We start from the raw sequence: 16,778 nt of genomic DNA on the forward strand, positions 1-16,778 counted from the left end.
AACCTTTTATTTAAAGCATTTTGACTTGGCTAATTTTAGTTAGCGGTCATGAAATCGATTGCTGCGCTTATTTCATCATCAGAACAATCCATACACGTTCCACGCGGTGGCATGGCATTAAAGCCATTGATCGCATGATCTAATAAGGTGTCTTTTCCTTTAGCGATACGAGGAGCCCAATCGTCAGCTGATTTAGGAGCGCCTAAAGCACCTGTGCCGTGACAAGCAAAACAGGCTGCTTGATATACTTGCTCGCCTGAACGAGGACCTGTTGGTGCAGCAACCGCTACTTTCTCACCTTCAAGGTAAACAGCACCAATAGGCGCTAAACGTTTTTTAATTGCATCTTCAGTCATAGAGTTATCATATGGCTGTGCGTATGCGGTGGTTGCTAGCACAAGTAATGCTGCAGCTGATAGTTTTTTCATTTTGCCTTGCCCACTTCAATTTGAACGTGATCAATCACGATTTTAAATGACGGAATTTAGAACAATTATAACTCCACTCAGTGATTTATAAAATGCTCAGAGTCGATTTTATTTATAAATACGACTAATGATTGTCCTAACTCAATAAATTACCAAGATAAAACGGGATCATTAGGCATATAAATGCGATCAGAACCCTTACGACTAACTCATAGCCAATACGTTACGTACTAGTTTTTCGATTCCTACATCGGCATCCATAATTGATTGTGCCAACATATAAGCAGGCGTTGTAACTAGCTTATTGTTTTTATCAATAACAATATCATCCACTTTACACTCAATATGCTCAGCGCCTAATGAAGTTAAAACATCGGCTGTGTCGCTATCATTACCAATAGTGATTTGTGGTTTATTATAAATGAATGGTAATAAAGCGGGTGCAATACACATATAGCCGGTGGCTTTGTTTGCTTTTGCAAATGCTTTACAAGCGCTCAGTACCTCGTCATTTACTTTTGCGTTAGTGCCATTAATAGCAAAGTCAGATAAGTTTTTAGCTACACCAAAGCCGCCAGGGATAATTAAAGCGTCAAATTGTGTAACGTCTAATTCTGTTAGTGATTTAATGTTACCACGGGTAATACGAGCCGATTCTACTAATACATTACGCGGCTCTGCCATTTCCTCACCAGTAATGTGATTAAGGGTATGGTGCTGCGTAATATCGGGTGCAAAACACTGATACTGAGCATTATTTTTTTCAATGTGTAATAAAGTCAATACTACTTCATTAATTTCACTGCCATCAAATACGCCACAACCCGCTAAAATTACCGCTACATTTTTCATATTATTTTGCTCCATAGAAGTCACTTTAATAAAGTTTAACACGACGAATCAGTCGATTTAAAAATTTATTTGCTGGTTTTTTAGCCGCAAAGTAAGTTGTTATGCGCTATATGCCATTTGATAACTAGTAAGGGTGAAAAAAATTATAAAGGATCGCTATGATCTTTGATCCATTATGCTAGAATGCTCATCCAGTTATTTAAATGGACGTAAATAATCAAAGTGGGTTACAACACCAGTAACGGTTTAAATGCCTTTTCCACATTGATAAAAAAATAATAAAAAAGAACCTCGAATTATCTTTTTTTAAATAAAACAATAAACTACAAACTAATCTAAGCATTTTACTATGTTTCGGATGAATCGTTCGTGGGTGTTATCTACATAGTTATCCACAAGTTGCTAAAAATGTAGCGCCCTTAATCACATTAATTCACAGTCGTTTTATTTACTGCCTTATGGCATGCTTACACTCATATTACTTTTTTGTATTTAGGATCCAATTTTACCATGGCTCAGATCCCCGAAAACCCGCTTGTTCTTGTTGATGGCTCTTCATATTTGTTTCGTGCTTATCATTCGCCACCTCATTTAACTAATTCTAAAGGTGAAGCCACCGGCGCTATTTATGGCGTGGTAAACATGCTGAAAAGTTTGATCAAACAATACGATCCCTCACATATGGTGGTGGTATTTGATGCTAAAGGTAAAACTTTTAGAAATGACATGTACAGCGAATATAAAGCGAATCGTCCACCAATGCCTGATGATCTGCGTACCCAAATAGCGCCGCTGCACAGCATTATCAAAGCGATGGGTTTTCCATTAATTAGTATTGAAGGTGTGGAAGCTGATGACGTGATTGGTACATTTGCACGTATTGCTTCTGAGCAACAACGCCATGTACTGGTATCAACTGGTGATAAAGATATGGCGCAGTTGGTTAATGAGCATGTCACTTTGATCAATACCATGACTGATAGTATTTCAGATCCCGACACTGTGGTTGAAAAGTTTGGTGTTGGGCCTGAACTTATTATCGATTATTTAGCTTTAATGGGCGATAAAGTAGATAATATTCCTGGCGTTGAAGGGTGTGGGCCTAAAACAGCGGTTAAATGGTTACAAAAGTACGGATCGCTTCAAGGCGTAATTGATAATGCTGCTGATATTAAAGGTAAAATAGGTGAAAAGCTTGCAAAAGCGATTGATCATTTACCGTTAAGCTATGAGCTTGCCACGATTAAATGTGATGTGGAAGTTGAATCTGATCTTGATACTTTTAAATTGCAAACACCTAATAAAGACGAATTAATTGCCTTATACGGTGAGTGCGAATTCCGTCGCTGGTTAGCTGAATTACTAGACAATCCAAAAGATGCTGACACACATTTAGCAGTTCCAACCCAAGAGAATGAGTTGCCAAAAGTTGAAGATGCGCACTATGAAACGATTTTAACTGAGGCCCAATTTAATACATTGATAGAGCAGCTCAATGAAGCTGAGCTATTTGCTTTTGATACTGAAACAACCAGTTTAGAGTATATGAAAGCGCAGTTGGTAGGGATGAGTTTCGCAGTAAAAGCAGGGGAAGCCGCCTACTTACCGGTTGCACATGATTACCCAGGCGCACCTGAGCAGCTTAGCCTTGAATTTGTGATGCAAAAGCTTGGGCCAATATTAGCTGACGAAAATAAAGCTAAAGTTGGTCAAAATTTAAAATACGATAAAAGTGTGCTTGCCAATGCTGGCTATGAATTAAATGGTATTAAGTTTGATACTATGTTGGAGTCTTATGTTTTTAACAGCGTAGGTACTCGTCATGATATGGACTCATTAGCACTTAAATATTTAGGCCACAAAAATATTAGCTTTGAAGACATTGCTGGTAAAGGTAAAAAGCAGCTCACGTTTAATCAAATCGAGCTTGAAAAAGCGGCGCCATATGCCGCAGAAGATGCCGATATTACGCTTCGTTTACACCAAGTATTGTGGCCGAAACTTGAGGCTGATGAAAAACTTAAATCGGTGTTTGAAGATATAGAAATGCCACTGGTCAGCGTTATTTCTGACATTGAGCGCACCGGTGTTGCTATCGACAGCAATATGTTAGCAGCGCATAGCCAACGCTTAGGTGAACGATTACTTGAGCTTGAAAAAGAGGCGTTTGAAATTGCAGGCGAACCGTTTAACTTAAGCTCGCCAAAGCAATTACAAGTACTGTTATTTGAAAAGCTAGAATTGCCCGTTATCAAAAAAACCCCCAAAGGCGCGCCTTCAACAGCAGAAGAAGTACTGCAAGAGTTAGCGCATGATTACCCATTACCTAAAGTGATTATTGAGCATCGCGGTTTATCTAAGCTTAAATCAACTTATACTGATAAATTACCACTGATCGTGAATGAGCAAACCAAGCGTGTGCATACTTCTTATCATCAAGCGGTAACAGCAACGGGTCGATTAAGTTCAAGCGATCCTAACCTACAAAATATTCCTATTCGTTCAGAAGAAGGGCGCCGTATTCGTGAAGCCTTTATTGCTGCTGATGGATATAAAATTGTGGCGGCCGATTACAGCCAAATAGAGCTGCGTATTATGGCGCATCTTTCACAAGATAAAGGGTTGCTCAATGCCTTTGCAAATGGCTTAGATGTGCATAGCGCTACAGCTGCTGAGGTATTTGGAGTTGAGCTTGAAGAGGTTACATCTGATATGCGCCGTAAAGCTAAAGCCGTTAACTTTGGCTTAATTTATGGCATGTCGGCATTTGGTCTGGCACGTCAACTTGATGTACCACGCCATGAAGCGCAGCATTATATTGATAAATATTTTGAGCGTTTCCCAGGTGTTTTAGAATACATGGAAACGACCCGTGAAAAAGCAGCAGAAAATGGTTACGTAGAAACTATTTTTGGCCGCCGTTTACATTTACCAGAAATAAATGCCCGCAATGGAGCACGCCGCAAAGGCGCTGAGCGCGCAGCAATTAATGCCCCTATGCAAGGCACTGCTGCCGATATTATTAAAAAAGCCATGTTAACAGTACATGCATGGGTTAACCAGCAAGCGCCTAATACGGTTAAGCTACTTATGCAGGTACACGATGAATTGGTATTTGAGATTAAAACAGAGTGCACTGAGCAATACACTCAGCAAATTTGTGAGCTGATGTCACAAGCGGCGCAGTTAGATGTACCACTTATAGTTGAAGCTGACGAAGGTGATAACTGGGAACAAGCGCACTAATTTGGTATGCCAAGGATGCCTTGTCTTAGGTAAACACAAAAGTTAAAAAGAATTATTTAAAAGCGCCAATAGGCGCTTTTCTTTTAGCTTGTAGGTTAAAAAAAAGTTAATTTAAACAGCAGTTTGTATTAAATCGTTAGAGGTTCGTCAATTCGCTTCGAATATCGATAATATGCTTGTATTTTTACGCTTGCTTTTGGTAAAGTGCCGCCCGTCCTCATCCTGTAGGACATCCTGTTGATGATGCATCGTAAGATGCAACGTATTGATAGCTTCTCCCCAGTTTGCTATATTGGCCTATCATATATTTGATGGGCCGTTTTTTTATAGCTTTACTCCTAAGCGTTAAATTTATTCTCTAATTGCACTTAGCGTTTCAAGTGATACCATCAGTTTACTGGGCGTTTTCTTTTTACCTCAGCGTATTAGTGATTTTCAATTTGACTGATCAAAGTATTATTTTTTCGGGTATAAATCTTTTATTTTAGGAGTGCATTATGTTTAAAACGTTAGCTGTAGCAGGTTTATCTTTATCATGTTTACTAGTTTCAGGTGTTGCATCGGCAAACTGGCAGTTACTCAACGATAAAAGCCAATTAAGTTTTGTCTCAATTAAAAAAAATAGCATTGCTGAGGCAAGCCATTTTACTCAGTTATCAGGGCAATTGAGTGAGCAAGGTCAGTTTAGCGTAAATGTTGATTTAACCTCAGCTGAAACGTTTATTCCTATTCGTAACGAGCGCCTAAGCAAAATTTTGTTTGAATCTGACACTTTTGCAAATGCAGTATTAACCGCTGACTTATCTGATAAATTGTCACTTATTAAGCAGCCTGGGCAGTACGTATTAAAAGGTGTTAGCGCCGAGCTAGACTTTCACGGTCATAAAAAGCCACTTGCAGTTGATGTACTTGTTAGTAGTGCGGAAAACGGGGATTTAAGCGTAGCATCATTCACGCCTATTATTATTAATAGCGATGACTTTAAAGTCACCGAAGGGATAATGCAGTTACAAAAACTAGCCGGCTTACCTTCGATTGCTACTGCAGTACCGGTTACTTTTGCACTGACCTTTAAAAAACAGTGATTTCACTTAACGAACTTAGTAAGCAACTAAGCGAGCCAAGTAAACCTTTTGAACAATGGCAGCCTGCTCATTGCGGGCAATTGCCACTGCTGATTGACGAGCAAGGTAAATGGTTTTATGCGGGTAGTGAAATTACCCGCCAAGCCATGATAAAGCTGTTTGCTAGTGTGTTGTGCCGCGAAGATGGACAGTTTTATTTAAAAACGCCAGTAGAGAAAATTGCGATTGAGGTTAAGGATGCGCCATTTATTATTGTAAGTTGGCATCGTGAGTCGACATCTGACGGCGATGTTATTTGTTGTATTGATAATCTACAGCGTACCTGGTTATTAAGTCATGCAGAACCACTTTATATCGATGACTACAAAGGCGGCGCAGTGCCTTATATGCAATTACCCCATGGCTGTTTTGCACGAATTGCCAGAAATGTGTTTTATCAGTGGGCTGAAATAGCCGAAGCAGATGAGCTCGGCTATTTTATTACTTCCGCGAATGAGCGGTTTTATTTAGGGTAATTACTCTGCGTCGGCGGGTGGAATTGCTACGATAGGGCCTAAGTACCACTCATCTAACTTTTTAGCGACTTCTGGTAAACCAGTGCCTTTAAGCGATGAAAAGGCATGAACTGTTATATCGCCATCTAATTCACTCAATTCACGACGAACACTAAGTACCTGTGATTTACGTGGACCTTGCTTTAACTTATCAGCTTTAGTTAATAATGCTAATACTGGAATTTCACTACCTACAGCCCAATTAATTAAATCGCGGTCTAAATCTTTCAATGGGTGACGAATATCCATTAATACCACAATGCCTTTTAAGCTTTGACGCTTTTGTAGGTATTCGCCTAACGATTTTTGCCATTTCTTTTTCATTTCAATAGGCACTTTGGCAAAGCCATAACCTGGTAAGTCAATTAGGCGCATGTCATCTACATCGGCAAGTTCAAACGTGTTGATCAGCTGAGTACGACCCGGTGTTTTACTAGTGCGGGCCAATTTTTGATCGGTTAGAGCATTAAGCGCACTTGACTTACCTGCATTAGAGCGACCGGCAAACGCGACTTCAATTCCCGTATCAGCAGGTAATTTAGTGATGTCTGGCGCGCTTGTAACAAAAGACGCAGTGTTATACTTGATACGAGATTTGAGCACAGGCTCTCCTAAAACTTAAAAAAATAACATTGGGTAAACCAAATTCACCCGTGGCGCGTATTTTATACTATAAAGTAGCTATTAAAAAGTGTATTTGAGCATGTAAAATCATTGCTGATGGTACATTTTAACTGGCTTGGCGATTAATTTTACTCAAAACCCTATAATTTATAGGTTTAATGTGTGTAGAAAACGTGCCAGAGAATTTAATATCGTGTAGAATATAAAAATCACAACATCCATATTGTAGATGATACAGGGTCGGAAACAGAGAATTCACCATGAAAAAAATAGCACTATCTTTAACTATATTGCTTGGTGCGTTGTCAGCAAGCAACGCAACAGCATTTGATGGCGATGTAAACGCAGGTAAAGAAAAATCAGCAACGTGTGCGGCTTGTCACGGCCCAGACGGTAATGCGCCGGTTAACATCTACCCAAAAATTGCAGGCCAACACGCAGATTACATATACAAGCAACTTACTGAATTTAAATTAGGTATGACCTCAGGCGGTAAAGAAGGTCGTATGAATCCAGTAATGAGCGGTATGGCAATGCCATTGAGCGATCAAGATATGAAAGACTTGTCTGCTTACTTTGCTTCTTTGAATATGTCAGAAGGTGCTACACCTAAAGATGTTCAAGAAACAGGCGCCATGTTATACAAAGCGGGTGACGCTGAACGCGGAATTCCATCATGTGCGGCTTGTCATGGTCCTCGTGGTAATGGATCTTCATTAGCTAAATTCCCAAAAATTTCTTTTCAACATCCAGAATACATCAAGTCACAACTTGAACAGTTCAGAGATGGTACTCGTAATAACGACCTAAACGGTGTTATGCAAGACATTGCTAAGAAACTAACTGATAAAGACATTGAAACATTATCTAAATACCTTGGTGGTCTACACTAAAGTCGTATTTATTTAGATATTGTTAACATAATACAATGTTAATTAGAAAAAAAGCAGCTTCAGCTGCTTTTTTTGTTTCTGCTATGACCGATAAAGCCCCCTCACTTGTAAGACATTGACCATGCTTTGGTGTAAGAAAATTCTCATTTTATTTTTTTTATTTAAGTTAACCTGCTGTAATTTATATATTTTAGCCTTTTTCCTTATGTTTAGCTTAAGAAAAAAGATATAAATTAGTTGTAACAAAATTATTAACGAGTAAATTAACCCCTGTCGCAACAACAATAACAAATAGGAAAACGTTATAAGGATAGTAGCGCGGCACGACTAAATAGCACATTGAGAGTGCTACTAAAGGAAATAACAATAAAGTGTCAGGAAAGACCGAAAATAATAAAAAAACGCATGGAAGTTTAATAATAAAAACAAAATGGAATGCTACACGGAAGATAAATAATAAAAATACGGATAGATAAATAATAATAAAAATAATAAAGACTAAAAAGTCGAAGGGAGAAGTGTCCATATAATGGCGCTCAGATTAGCAGGCGGTAGAGATGTTTTCTCTACCGCCTTTTTATTTGTCCTGTTACAATACCCCCCGTTTAAAAAAAGCATCTAAATATGCTTTGGCGTATATAGAGAAGCCCAACCTCTAAAACGCAAACCGAATTCTTCTGGCTAGGCCAGCATCGCGATGCCCATTGAGTTGCGCCTCGCTCAAAACCTCTTAAGTGAGACGATCAAGATATGAGTAGAAAGAAAAAGTCACGTAAAATTCCATCAAATGGGCCAGTTCGTTTAAGCCAAGATAAGCTTAAAGAGATGCGCGCATTGAAAGAGCAACGTGTAAAGAAAACCAAAGGCGCTAAGCCAGGTTCACGTAATGCACCTGATGCATTGAGTAATGACACTCAAAAAACAGGTTCGGCTGCTAAAGACAAGCGTGTTGGTAGTAAAAAAGCAGTACCATTAGTTGCCCCAGCCGCTGAACCAAAAGTCGAAATGAAACGTAATCTTAAACCTGTAGCAGAGCTTAAAAAGGCGATTGAGCCTGAGTTAACGCCTGAGCAAGAGCTAGAAGCGCTTGAAAACGATGAGCGCTTGCTTAAATTAGTTGAGCGTCATGAGCAAGGTGAAATGCTAACGGGTAAAGATGCAAAATACTTTAATAGCCGTATAGCGCGTCACCAAGTACTGTGTAAGTTATTAGGCATTGAAGATGAAGAAGAGTTTGAAGATGACTTCAGTGATGAAGAAAGCAATTCAGATTTTGATCAATACCTATCAAACGATCTAGCTAATGAATGGCTAGATGACGACGAAGATAAGTAATAAGGATACATAATGAGTACAGCAGTGATCTTAGCCTTAGTTGTAGGTGCTGCTATTATAGCGGGCTTAGCATTTTATGCGGGTCAGTTGCTCTACAAGCTAAATGTGCAAAAAAAGCTAATTAGCAAACAGCAGGCAGAGCAACAGCAAAAGCTTAAGCAGTCGCGTTTAAAACGTAATGCAAAGCTAGCCGATAGTATTCATTTAATTGCACGTGCGATGAACGAAAAGCAGTGTGATTACTCTGAGGGCTGTTTACGTATTTGGGTGCTGATGTCGCAATATAGTTTTGATACTGAGCGCGACTTAACAACTGCGTACCCAGGCATTTATAAAATGTACGATGTGGTAAAAGAAATGCCAACTCACGATTCGCGAAAAAAATACGCTAAAAAAGAGATTTTTAAGCAAGATACCGCTCGTTGGCGTGCGGAAGAATCACTGAGTGACGAAATTAAAGCCGACTGTGAAAAAATCATTATTGAGTTTAAAGCAGCACAAGGCAGCGAAAACGTAGTTTTTAATTAATTTTACAGCATAAAAAAGCAGACCTAGGTCTGCTTTTTTTATGCGCGCTAGTTTTAAATTATATAACCCGTGAAAAGCGCGTCGCATTCAGTTGTTTTTGTAAATGCGCATCAAAACACATACAAATAATACGAATAAATAAATTCCCTTTTGGCGTCACCTTAATGATGTCATCTTCTATTGTTACCATCTCATCGGCAATTAATGGTGCTAGCGCCTCTAAGGCATCTTTAAAGTAATCGCTAAAGTCTATCTTATGTTGGTTAGCAAATTGGCCCATATCAAGCTCAAACTGGCAAATAAGCTGCTTAATTGCATCCGCACGAATAAGGTCATCTAGTGTTAAATGCATCCCTTTATTAATGGCACTTCCTGCTTGCTCGTCGACTGCTTGGTAATAGTGTTTTAGCTCTTTTTTATTTTGTAATATGGCCGTACCTATTTGCGAAATAGACGAGACCCCTAAGCCGAGTAAATCACATTCTCCATGGGTAGTGTAACCTTGAAAGTTACGATGCAGTTGGCCGCTATTTTGAGCAATGGCCAATTCATTATCAACTTTTGCAAAGTGGTCCATACCTATAAACTGATAGCCCGCTTGGGTCATTTGCTCTAGGGTATTTTTGAACATAGTGAGCTTATTATGGGCACTAGGTAAATCAGCATCTTTTATTTTACGTTGAGCGGCAAAGCGCTCAGGTAAATGAGCATAGTTAAATACTGAAACACGGTCGGGGTCTAAGGCAATCAGTTGCTCAATAGTTTGCTGAAAGCTTTCAGGTGTTTGCAGTGGCAGCCCATAAATCATATCTGCATTAATTGATTTAAAACCCAATTGTTTTGCTTGGGTAATTAACTGCTTTACCTCATCAACATGTTGAGGGCGGTTAACAGCTAGCTGAACCTGATCATTAAAGTCTTGAATACCAAACGACACACGATTAAATCCCATTTCGCTTAAGTCAATCAGCATATTGTCAGCCAGTGAGCGAGGGTCTATTTCTATACCGCGCTCACAGGTATCGCTAAAGTTAAAGTGTTGCTCTAGTAGCTTTACTAAGCGAGTTATTTGGGCTGCGGTTAAAAAGGTTGGAGTACCGCCACCTAAATGTAATTGTTCGACCCGATAGTCTTGAAATAGCGGCGCTTGTGCCGCGATTTCTTTAGCTAAAAAATCTAAGTAGGTATCGGCTTTAGATTGATGGCGAGTAATAACTTTATTACAGCCACAGTAATAGCAAAGCTGGCTACAAAAAGGGATGTGAATATACAAAGACAAAGCACGGGTTTGCGATGATTCAATAGCACTGATCAAATCTTGTTGCTGGTAGCCGTCAGCTAATGAAAGTGCTGTCGGGTAAGACGTGTAACGCGGGCCCGATACATTGTATTTGTTTATTAAAGTTTGATCCCATTGAGGAAGTTTAATCATCACGCGCACCTTATCTTTTAAGTTGCTGCGTATTGTAAAAAAGGAAAGGGGAGGAGGTTTTGATCTACAACAAAAAAAGGTGCCGCAGCACCTTTTTAGTATGTAACGCAGCTGCGTTACATAATGGCGTCTTTTAAATACTGAAATAGCTCTTTGTAGCCTTTGGCTGGTTTTTCTGCTTTTACTTCTTTAGCCGCATTTCGCACCATTTGGCGCATTTTTTGGCGCTCAAGAGCAGGGTATTGCTCAATGGTTTCGTTGATCAAGTCATCGCCTTGCTCAATTAAATCACTGCGCAGCTGCTCAATTTTTTTGATCATAACCTCTGCTTGGTTATTTTTATTAAGCATTACATCAATGATCGCTTTAATATCTTCAATGTTTTCTACGGTACGAAGCGTTTTTGCAATGTAATTTAAGTGGCGGCGGTAGGCATCACTTTTGTTACTAATTTTATCGGCAACTACCATTGCTTCTTTTAAGTCATCATTGAGCGGCAAGCGTTCGCGCTGCTTTTTACCCATTTTGGCAATTTCAGATCCTAACTGATGAAACTCTTGCGCTTCACGCTTAAGTTCACTTTTTGATACATATATAATTTCTTCTTCAATTTCAGCAGGCTTGCCTTTTTTCTTCGCCATGGGGTGCTCTTAAATAAAAATAACTTCATCTATTATACGCGATTCTTTTAGTGATTAATATTAGCTGATGTGGTGCAGTGAGTGTGTTAGCATTTAAATATAAAAAATGTGTGCAACATGGCCTTCAGGGCTCAGGACAGAATTTATGAAAAGCCAACACCAAGATCCAATTTATTCGCAAATTTCTCAAGTAAAAGACGCCGTTTCAGAAGTACTTGAACACGCTAAAAAGCTAGGCGCTACCGCTGCAGAAGCTGCTATGTCGAGCACTTCAGGACTATCGGTAAGTACGCGCATGGGCGAAGTAGAAACCATTGAGTTTAACCAAGACGGTGGTTTAGGCATTAGTGTGTATGTTGGTAATAACAAAGGCTCTGCTTCAACGGCTGATTTAAATCCAAAAACATTGCGCTCTGTGGTCGAAAAAGCCATAGATATTGCTAAATTCACCTCAGATGATCCGTGTAATGGTATTGCTGATAAAGAATTGCTTGAGTTTTCGCCTAAAGATTTAGACTTATTTCACCCTTGGGATGTAAGCCCTGAGCAAGGAATCGACTTATGTCATGCTGCAGAGCAAGCCGCATTAAATGCGGATGAGCGAATTGTGAACTCTGATGGTGCTAGCTTTTCTTCGCACCAAGGGCTGCGCGTGTATGGTAATAGTCATGGTTTAATCGCCGGTTATCCGCGTACACGTCATAGCATAAGCACTATGGTAATAGGCAAAGAGGGCGAGCATATGCAGCGCGACTCAGCCTATACGATTTCCCGCGATCAAGCAGGACTAAAAGACGCTGCAAGTGTTGGGCTTGAAGCAGCAGCAGAAACCCTAGCAAAACTAAACAGCCAAAAACTAGGTACTATGAAAGTACCGGTTATTTTTAGAGCCGATATTGCTAACTCATTATTTGGTCATTTAGTGTCAGCGATTGGTGGTGGCGCACTGTACCGTAAATCCAGCTTTTTACTGGACAGCTTAGGTACGCAAGTTTTTAGCAAAACCGTTAATATTTCAGAGCGCCCACACCTACTAAAAGGGTTAGCATCATCACCATTTGATAGTGAAGGGGTTAAAACCCTCGACAGAGAAATAATACACGGTGGTGAGTTGCAAACGTATTTACTAGCGAGCTACGCAGCGCGTAAAATGAATATGACGCCAACAGGTCATGCCGGTGGTATCCACAACTGGTTAGTTGAACAAACCCATCAGGATTTAGCCGCACTATTAAAAACCATGGGCACAGGTTTATTAGTCACTGAACTTATGGGGCAGGGTGTAAATACCGTGACCGGTGACTACTCTCGCGGTGCTGCGGGTTTTTGGGTTGAAAATGGTGAAATACAGTACCCAGTAAGTGAAATTACCATTGCTGGTAATTTAAAAGATATGTTTAAAGGTATTTCAGCCATTGGTGGCGATATAGAGCGACGTGGTGGTATTCAAACGGGCTCGGTACTGATTGAACAAATGCAAGTCGCGGGTGCTTAATACCGAACTGCAATAGTACTTAATTTAGCGAATTGGTATAACCCCACTTTGTTTGCTTAAATTAAGCTTAATTTAAGCAAACTTTCTTTTGATGTTTTTAAGGTGTGATATGGCTAAAGATAGATATGCGCCAAAACCATTAACCGACATTATGGCCGGGCTGAACAACCGTTTAGCAGCCTATGCGGGAAAAAGCCAAGCACTGGATACACAGCAACAGTTGTTACGCGATTTCTTAGGCCCTAAGCTAGGCGATAAATGCCGAGTAAGTAATTATCGTGATGGTACGCTGATGATCGAGGCTGTTTCTGCTCCTATTGCACTTCGACTTAACTATTTAAAAATGGATATGCAGTCTCATTTTAGAGCAGCTGGTATGGCAGAGCTTGGGCAAATAAAAATTACCGCCAATCCACAAGCAACTCAACGATTAAGCACCCGACCTAAAGCGGTTGATGGCAAACCAACGAACTCCCTTACAATGAGTGAACAAACGGCTGATTATTTAAATGCTATCGCCGATTCTGCGCCTCCGTCATTAAAAGAAAAGCTTCAGCGCTTGGCTTTGCACGGTAAAAATAAGCCCTAGCTAGCCCTCGCACTAGGGTCTGTTGACCTTTTAAGATTAAATTTGTAGCAGTCTGTTTGGTTTTAAGGCAAGGCAGAGCCTATGTGGTGTGGTTATTCCCCATAAATAGGCGATAACGCAGCATCAATACCAAACAGGCGCTGCCCGAAGGGTTCTGCCTAGGGGCGATTTACTCTTTGTTGCTCGGTTTTGACTTAGCCCACTAGGTTACAAACCTCGCGCCGCGATTAAACCGCTCCTAGTTTGAACAAATTTCAATCCACAAAGGTCAACAGACCCTAAACTCCTTTTCTCGCTCTGAAGAAGCGTAAAATACTTTGTTACATATTCGATTTTATTGTTATTTAAATCAGGTTTATGATGCTGGATCAGTGCCTTTATTTAAGGTGCTCGCAATACGTATTTTATTAAGTTACATGTATCCCATAAAGCTTAATGAAATGCGTATTTATATTAATTAATATACGGGATCCTTATGCAAAAAATAACCATAACTGCCGCTAGTATAGCACTGGCGTTAGGTTTAGTTGGCTGCGGTGAAAAGCCACAACAAATGAAAGCAGAAGCAACAACAGTGACTGCACCTGTTGCAACCCCAGGTGCGCTAGGTGTTGATTTACAAAATATGGATGAAAGTGTTCGTGCACAGGATGATTTTTATTATCATGTTAATGGTCAATGGTTAGCAAAAACCGAAATTCCAGGTGATAAGTCTAACTATGGATCCTTCTCTCAGTTATATGATGAATCACAAAAAGCAATGAAGACGGTACTTGAGCGCGCTGCGACTAATGCTGATGCAGAAGTGGGCAGTGATGAGTATAAGTTGGGGGCTTTTTATACCAGTTATATGGCCAAAAATGCGCGTGAAGAGCTTGGTATTACTCCGCTTAAAGAGTCATTGTCGGACATTGATAAAGTGACTAATAAAGCTGACTTAGTGACGTTAATGGCGCAGTTACAAGTAAAAGGCGGGGACTTACCGTTTGGTTGGTATGTAAATAATGATGCTAAAAACTCTAGTGAAAATGCTTTATATGCCTATCAAGCGGGACTTGGTTTACCTGACCGCGACTACTATTTAAAAGATGATGAAAAATTCACAAAAATTCGCGCGGCTTATCAAACGTATATCACCGATATTTTAGCTAAAGCTGGCGTTAATAATGCCGCTGATGCAGCCAAAGCGATATTAGCACTTGAAACGACACTTGCTGATGCACAGTGGAGCCGAGTGCAAAGCCGTGATGCAACTAAGTCATACAATAAAATGACGGTAGCTGAAGCTAACTCGCTAATGGGTGAGTTTGATTTAAATGCCTATTTCGAAGCAGTTGGCGTTGATGCTCAAGAGTTAATTGTGCGCCAACCAAGTTACTTTGAAAAATTTGCAGAGATTTTCAACAATACTGACTTAGCTGTTTGGCAAAACTATTTAAAATTCCATTTTGTTAGTAATTACGCGCAGCTACTTAATAAAGATTTAGTGGATTTGAAGTTTAATTTTTACAGCACCACGTTGCGTGGTGTTGAAGAGCAAGCACCACTTTGGAAGCAAGCCGTTGATGCATCAAACAGTGTACTGGGTGAAATTTTAGGTAAAGTCTACGTTAAAGAAAACTTCCCACCAGAAGCCAAAGCGCGTATGGAAGAGTTAGTTGATAACGTAATCAAAGGTTATTCAGTGGCAATTGAAAACCTTGAGTGGATGAGCCCTGAAACAAAAGTGGCGGCGCAAGAAAAACTCAATAAGTTTACCCCTAAAATTGGTTACCCAGATAAATGGAAAGATTACTCAGATTTAGCGATTAACCCTGATGAACTGGTTGGTAATTATATTCGCTACAGTGAATGGGCTTATGCGGATATGGTTGCTAAATTAGGTAAGCCAGTTGATCGCTCTGAGTGGCATATGACGCCACAAACAGTGAATGCTTACTACAATCCAGTGAATAACGAGATAGTATTCCCTGCAGCGATTCTGCAGCCTCCTTTCTTTAATTTAGAAGCTGATGATGCAGTTAACTATGGTGCTATTGGTGCGGTTATTGGCCATGAGTTAGGCCATGGCTTTGACGACCAAGGTGCAAAATACGACGGTGATGGCAATTTACGTAATTGGTGGAGCGAGTCAGACCTTAAGCAGTTTGAACAGCGAAGTGCTGCCTTAGTTGCACAGTATAATCAATATAAACCGTTTGAAGATGCCAGCGTTAATGGTGAGCTGACACTGGGTGAAAACATTGGTGATTTAGGCGGCTTAACCGTCGCTTATAAAGCGTATCAGCTATCGCTGGGTGATTCGAAAGCGCCCATTATTGAAGGCTATACGGGCGACCAACGCTTCTTTATGGGCTGGTCGCAAATTTGGCGTCGTAAATACCGTGATGAGGCGCTACGTAATCGTTTAATGACCGATTCACATTCACCGAGTCATTATCGCGTAATTGGTATTTTGTCGAACATGCCAGAATTTTACCAAGCGTTTGATGTTAAAGAGGGCGATAAAATGTATATCAAGCCTGAAGATCGCGTAAAAATTTGGTAATTTAAGCTAAAATTAGCTTAAACTAATCGCAAAATAAAAAGCCAGTGAGCATCATGTTCACTGGCTTTTTAGTTACTTATATACTTGATGATAAAACTAGCTATATTTCGTTTTTATGGCGCTGATTATCTCAACATTAGCAGCAGGAAAATCATAGTTATCAAGTTCGTCAATGCCTACCCATTCGCTTGGTTGCCCTTCTGCGCCATAAGCTTGACCGTTAAAGTTACTGACCACATGCACATTAAGTCGTACGCATTTATCGCCATAGTCATGCTCTATAGTGATAAGTTCGCTTGAACTATGAATAGTCAGCCCTACTTCTTCTAGCAGTTCACGTTTTAGGGCTTGAAACACACTTTCTCCGGCTTCAACTTTGCCACCAGGAAACTCCCATAACCCACCTTGATGTTGCTCATCTGCACGTTTACAAATAAACAAATTGTTATTTTTTTTAATTACACCCACAGCAACATTGATGATTACTTTAGTCATTACCTCTCCCTTAAATAGCATAAAAAAAGCGAC

General features: G+C 40.0%; 15 protein-coding genes. 9 read left to right on the plus strand and 6 right to left on the minus strand.

Going from position 1 to position 16,778, the window contains the following annotated elements; genetic code table 11:
* Positions 1 to 35: 35 nt before the first annotated feature.
* The gene (locus tag BW139_RS04500; protein WP_008112730.1) at positions 36 to 428 is read right to left on the minus strand and encodes a cytochrome c5 family protein; all 393 of its coding nucleotides are present in this window, start codon (positions 426 to 428) and stop codon (positions 36 to 38) included.
* A 204-nt stretch (positions 429 to 632) separates the two neighbouring features.
* Positions 633 to 1,280: an isoprenoid biosynthesis glyoxalase ElbB gene (gene elbB, locus BW139_RS04505; protein ID WP_175611399.1), complete on the minus strand. Its 648-nt coding sequence runs from the start codon at positions 1,278 to 1,280 to the stop codon at positions 633 to 635.
* A 510-nt stretch (positions 1,281 to 1,790) separates the two neighbouring features.
* On the opposite strand from elbB, the gene polA reads away from it, so the two are divergent.
* The 3 genes from polA (at position 1,791) to BW139_RS04520 (ending at position 6,126) form a co-directional block, all read left to right on the plus strand.
* Positions 1,791 to 4,526: a DNA polymerase I gene (gene polA / locus BW139_RS04510; protein WP_076918848.1), complete on the plus strand. Its 2,736-nt coding sequence runs from the start codon at positions 1,791 to 1,793 to the stop codon at positions 4,524 to 4,526.
* 497 nt (positions 4,527 to 5,023) lie between these two features.
* Positions 5,024 to 5,611 carry a YceI family protein gene (locus tag BW139_RS04515; protein WP_055012277.1) on the plus strand — a complete coding sequence of 196 codons (588 nt, stop codon included), beginning with the start codon at positions 5,024 to 5,026 and terminating at the stop codon, positions 5,609 to 5,611.
* Positions 5,608 to 6,126, plus strand: a complete 519-nt coding sequence (locus BW139_RS04520) for a DUF1285 domain-containing protein (protein WP_076918849.1) — start codon at positions 5,608 to 5,610, stop codon at positions 6,124 to 6,126. Before BW139_RS04515 ends, BW139_RS04520 begins: the two co-directional genes overlap by 4 nt.
* Here BW139_RS04520 and yihA read toward each other — a convergent pair whose 3' ends face one another.
* The gene (gene yihA, locus BW139_RS04525) at positions 6,127 to 6,768 is read right to left on the minus strand and encodes a ribosome biogenesis GTP-binding protein YihA/YsxC (RefSeq protein WP_008112719.1); all 642 of its coding nucleotides are present in this window, start codon (positions 6,766 to 6,768) and stop codon (positions 6,127 to 6,129) included.
* 281 nt (positions 6,769 to 7,049) lie between these two features.
* Here yihA and BW139_RS04530 point away from each other — a divergent pair, with 281 nt between their 5' ends.
* From BW139_RS04530 to BW139_RS04540, 3 genes are all read left to right on the plus strand, one after another.
* Positions 7,050 to 7,682: a cytochrome c gene (locus BW139_RS04530; RefSeq protein ID WP_008112717.1), complete on the plus strand. Its 633-nt coding sequence runs from the start codon at positions 7,050 to 7,052 to the stop codon at positions 7,680 to 7,682.
* 750 nt (positions 7,683 to 8,432) lie between these two features.
* Complete coding sequence (yihI, locus tag BW139_RS04535; RefSeq protein WP_008112715.1) at positions 8,433 to 9,017, plus strand: Der GTPase-activating protein YihI; 585 nt, start codon at positions 8,433 to 8,435, stop codon at positions 9,015 to 9,017.
* A 12-nt stretch (positions 9,018 to 9,029) separates the two neighbouring features.
* On the plus strand, positions 9,030 to 9,545 hold the full coding sequence (locus tag BW139_RS04540; RefSeq protein WP_076918850.1) for a DUF2489 domain-containing protein: 516 nt from the start codon (positions 9,030 to 9,032) through the stop codon (positions 9,543 to 9,545).
* Positions 9,546 to 9,603: 58 nt separating this feature from the next.
* Here the strand turns inward: BW139_RS04540 and hemN are convergent, their stop codons facing one another.
* Together hemN and yjgA are read right to left on the minus strand one after the other, a co-directional pair.
* Positions 9,604 to 10,977, minus strand: a complete 1,374-nt coding sequence (gene hemN, locus BW139_RS04545) for an oxygen-independent coproporphyrinogen III oxidase (protein WP_076918851.1) — start codon at positions 10,975 to 10,977, stop codon at positions 9,604 to 9,606.
* A 116-nt stretch (positions 10,978 to 11,093) separates the two neighbouring features.
* On the minus strand, positions 11,094 to 11,618 hold the full coding sequence (gene yjgA / locus BW139_RS04550; RefSeq protein ID WP_008114981.1) for a ribosome biogenesis factor YjgA: 525 nt from the start codon (positions 11,616 to 11,618) through the stop codon (positions 11,094 to 11,096).
* A 145-nt stretch (positions 11,619 to 11,763) separates the two neighbouring features.
* Between yjgA and pmbA the strand changes: the two genes are divergently transcribed.
* The 3 genes from pmbA to BW139_RS04565 all read left to right on the plus strand — a co-directional run bounded on the left by pmbA (position 11,764) and on the right by BW139_RS04565 (position 16,250).
* Entirely contained in the window at positions 11,764 to 13,113 is a 1,350-nt protein-coding gene (gene pmbA, locus BW139_RS04555; RefSeq protein ID WP_008114983.1) for a metalloprotease PmbA, read from the plus strand.
* A 109-nt stretch (positions 13,114 to 13,222) separates the two neighbouring features.
* Positions 13,223 to 13,702: a DUF721 domain-containing protein gene (locus BW139_RS04560; RefSeq protein ID WP_008114984.1), complete on the plus strand. Its 480-nt coding sequence runs from the start codon at positions 13,223 to 13,225 to the stop codon at positions 13,700 to 13,702.
* A gap of 475 nt (positions 13,703 to 14,177) precedes the next feature.
* On the plus strand, positions 14,178 to 16,250 hold the full coding sequence (locus tag BW139_RS04565) for a M13 family metallopeptidase (protein WP_076918852.1): 2,073 nt from the start codon (positions 14,178 to 14,180) through the stop codon (positions 16,248 to 16,250).
* Between the two features lie 96 nt (positions 16,251 to 16,346).
* On the opposite strand, the gene mutT is transcribed toward BW139_RS04565, so the two are convergent.
* The gene (gene mutT / locus BW139_RS04570; RefSeq protein ID WP_076918853.1) at positions 16,347 to 16,745 is read right to left on the minus strand and encodes an 8-oxo-dGTP diphosphatase MutT; all 399 of its coding nucleotides are present in this window, start codon (positions 16,743 to 16,745) and stop codon (positions 16,347 to 16,349) included.
* Between the last annotated feature and the right edge of the window lie 33 nt (positions 16,746 to 16,778).

Source organism: Pseudoalteromonas sp. SK18 (assembly GCF_001974855.1).
Taxonomy (GTDB): domain Bacteria; phylum Pseudomonadota; class Gammaproteobacteria; order Enterobacterales; family Alteromonadaceae; genus Pseudoalteromonas.

What these genes read in the sequence shown, in the direction of transcription:
- BW139_RS04500 (WP_008112730.1), bottom strand. Translation starts at nt 428, where the DNA reads ATGAAAAAACTATCAGCTGCAGCATTACTTGTGCTAGCAACCACCGCA.
- elbB (WP_175611399.1), bottom strand. Translation starts at nt 1,280, where the DNA reads ATGAAAAATGTAGCGGTAATTTTAGCGGGTTGTGGCGTATTTGATGGC.
- polA (WP_076918848.1), top strand. Translation starts at nt 1,791, where the DNA reads ATGGCTCAGATCCCCGAAAACCCGCTTGTTCTTGTTGATGGCTCTTCA.
- BW139_RS04515 (WP_055012277.1), top strand. Translation starts at nt 5,024, where the DNA reads ATGTTTAAAACGTTAGCTGTAGCAGGTTTATCTTTATCATGTTTACTA.
- BW139_RS04530 (WP_008112717.1), top strand. Translation starts at nt 7,050, where the DNA reads ATGAAAAAAATAGCACTATCTTTAACTATATTGCTTGGTGCGTTGTCA.
- yihI (WP_008112715.1), top strand. Translation starts at nt 8,433, where the DNA reads ATGAGTAGAAAGAAAAAGTCACGTAAAATTCCATCAAATGGGCCAGTT.
- BW139_RS04540 (WP_076918850.1), top strand. Translation starts at nt 9,030, where the DNA reads ATGAGTACAGCAGTGATCTTAGCCTTAGTTGTAGGTGCTGCTATTATA.
- hemN (WP_076918851.1), bottom strand. Translation starts at nt 10,977, where the DNA reads ATGATTAAACTTCCTCAATGGGATCAAACTTTAATAAACAAATACAAT.
- yjgA (WP_008114981.1), bottom strand. Translation starts at nt 11,618, where the DNA reads ATGGCGAAGAAAAAAGGCAAGCCTGCTGAAATTGAAGAAGAAATTATA.
- pmbA (WP_008114983.1), top strand. Translation starts at nt 11,764, where the DNA reads ATGAAAAGCCAACACCAAGATCCAATTTATTCGCAAATTTCTCAAGTA.
- BW139_RS04560 (WP_008114984.1), top strand. Translation starts at nt 13,223, where the DNA reads ATGGCTAAAGATAGATATGCGCCAAAACCATTAACCGACATTATGGCC.
- BW139_RS04565 (WP_076918852.1), top strand. Translation starts at nt 14,178, where the DNA reads ATGCAAAAAATAACCATAACTGCCGCTAGTATAGCACTGGCGTTAGGT.
- mutT (WP_076918853.1), bottom strand. Translation starts at nt 16,745, where the DNA reads ATGACTAAAGTAATCATCAATGTTGCTGTGGGTGTAATTAAAAAAAAT.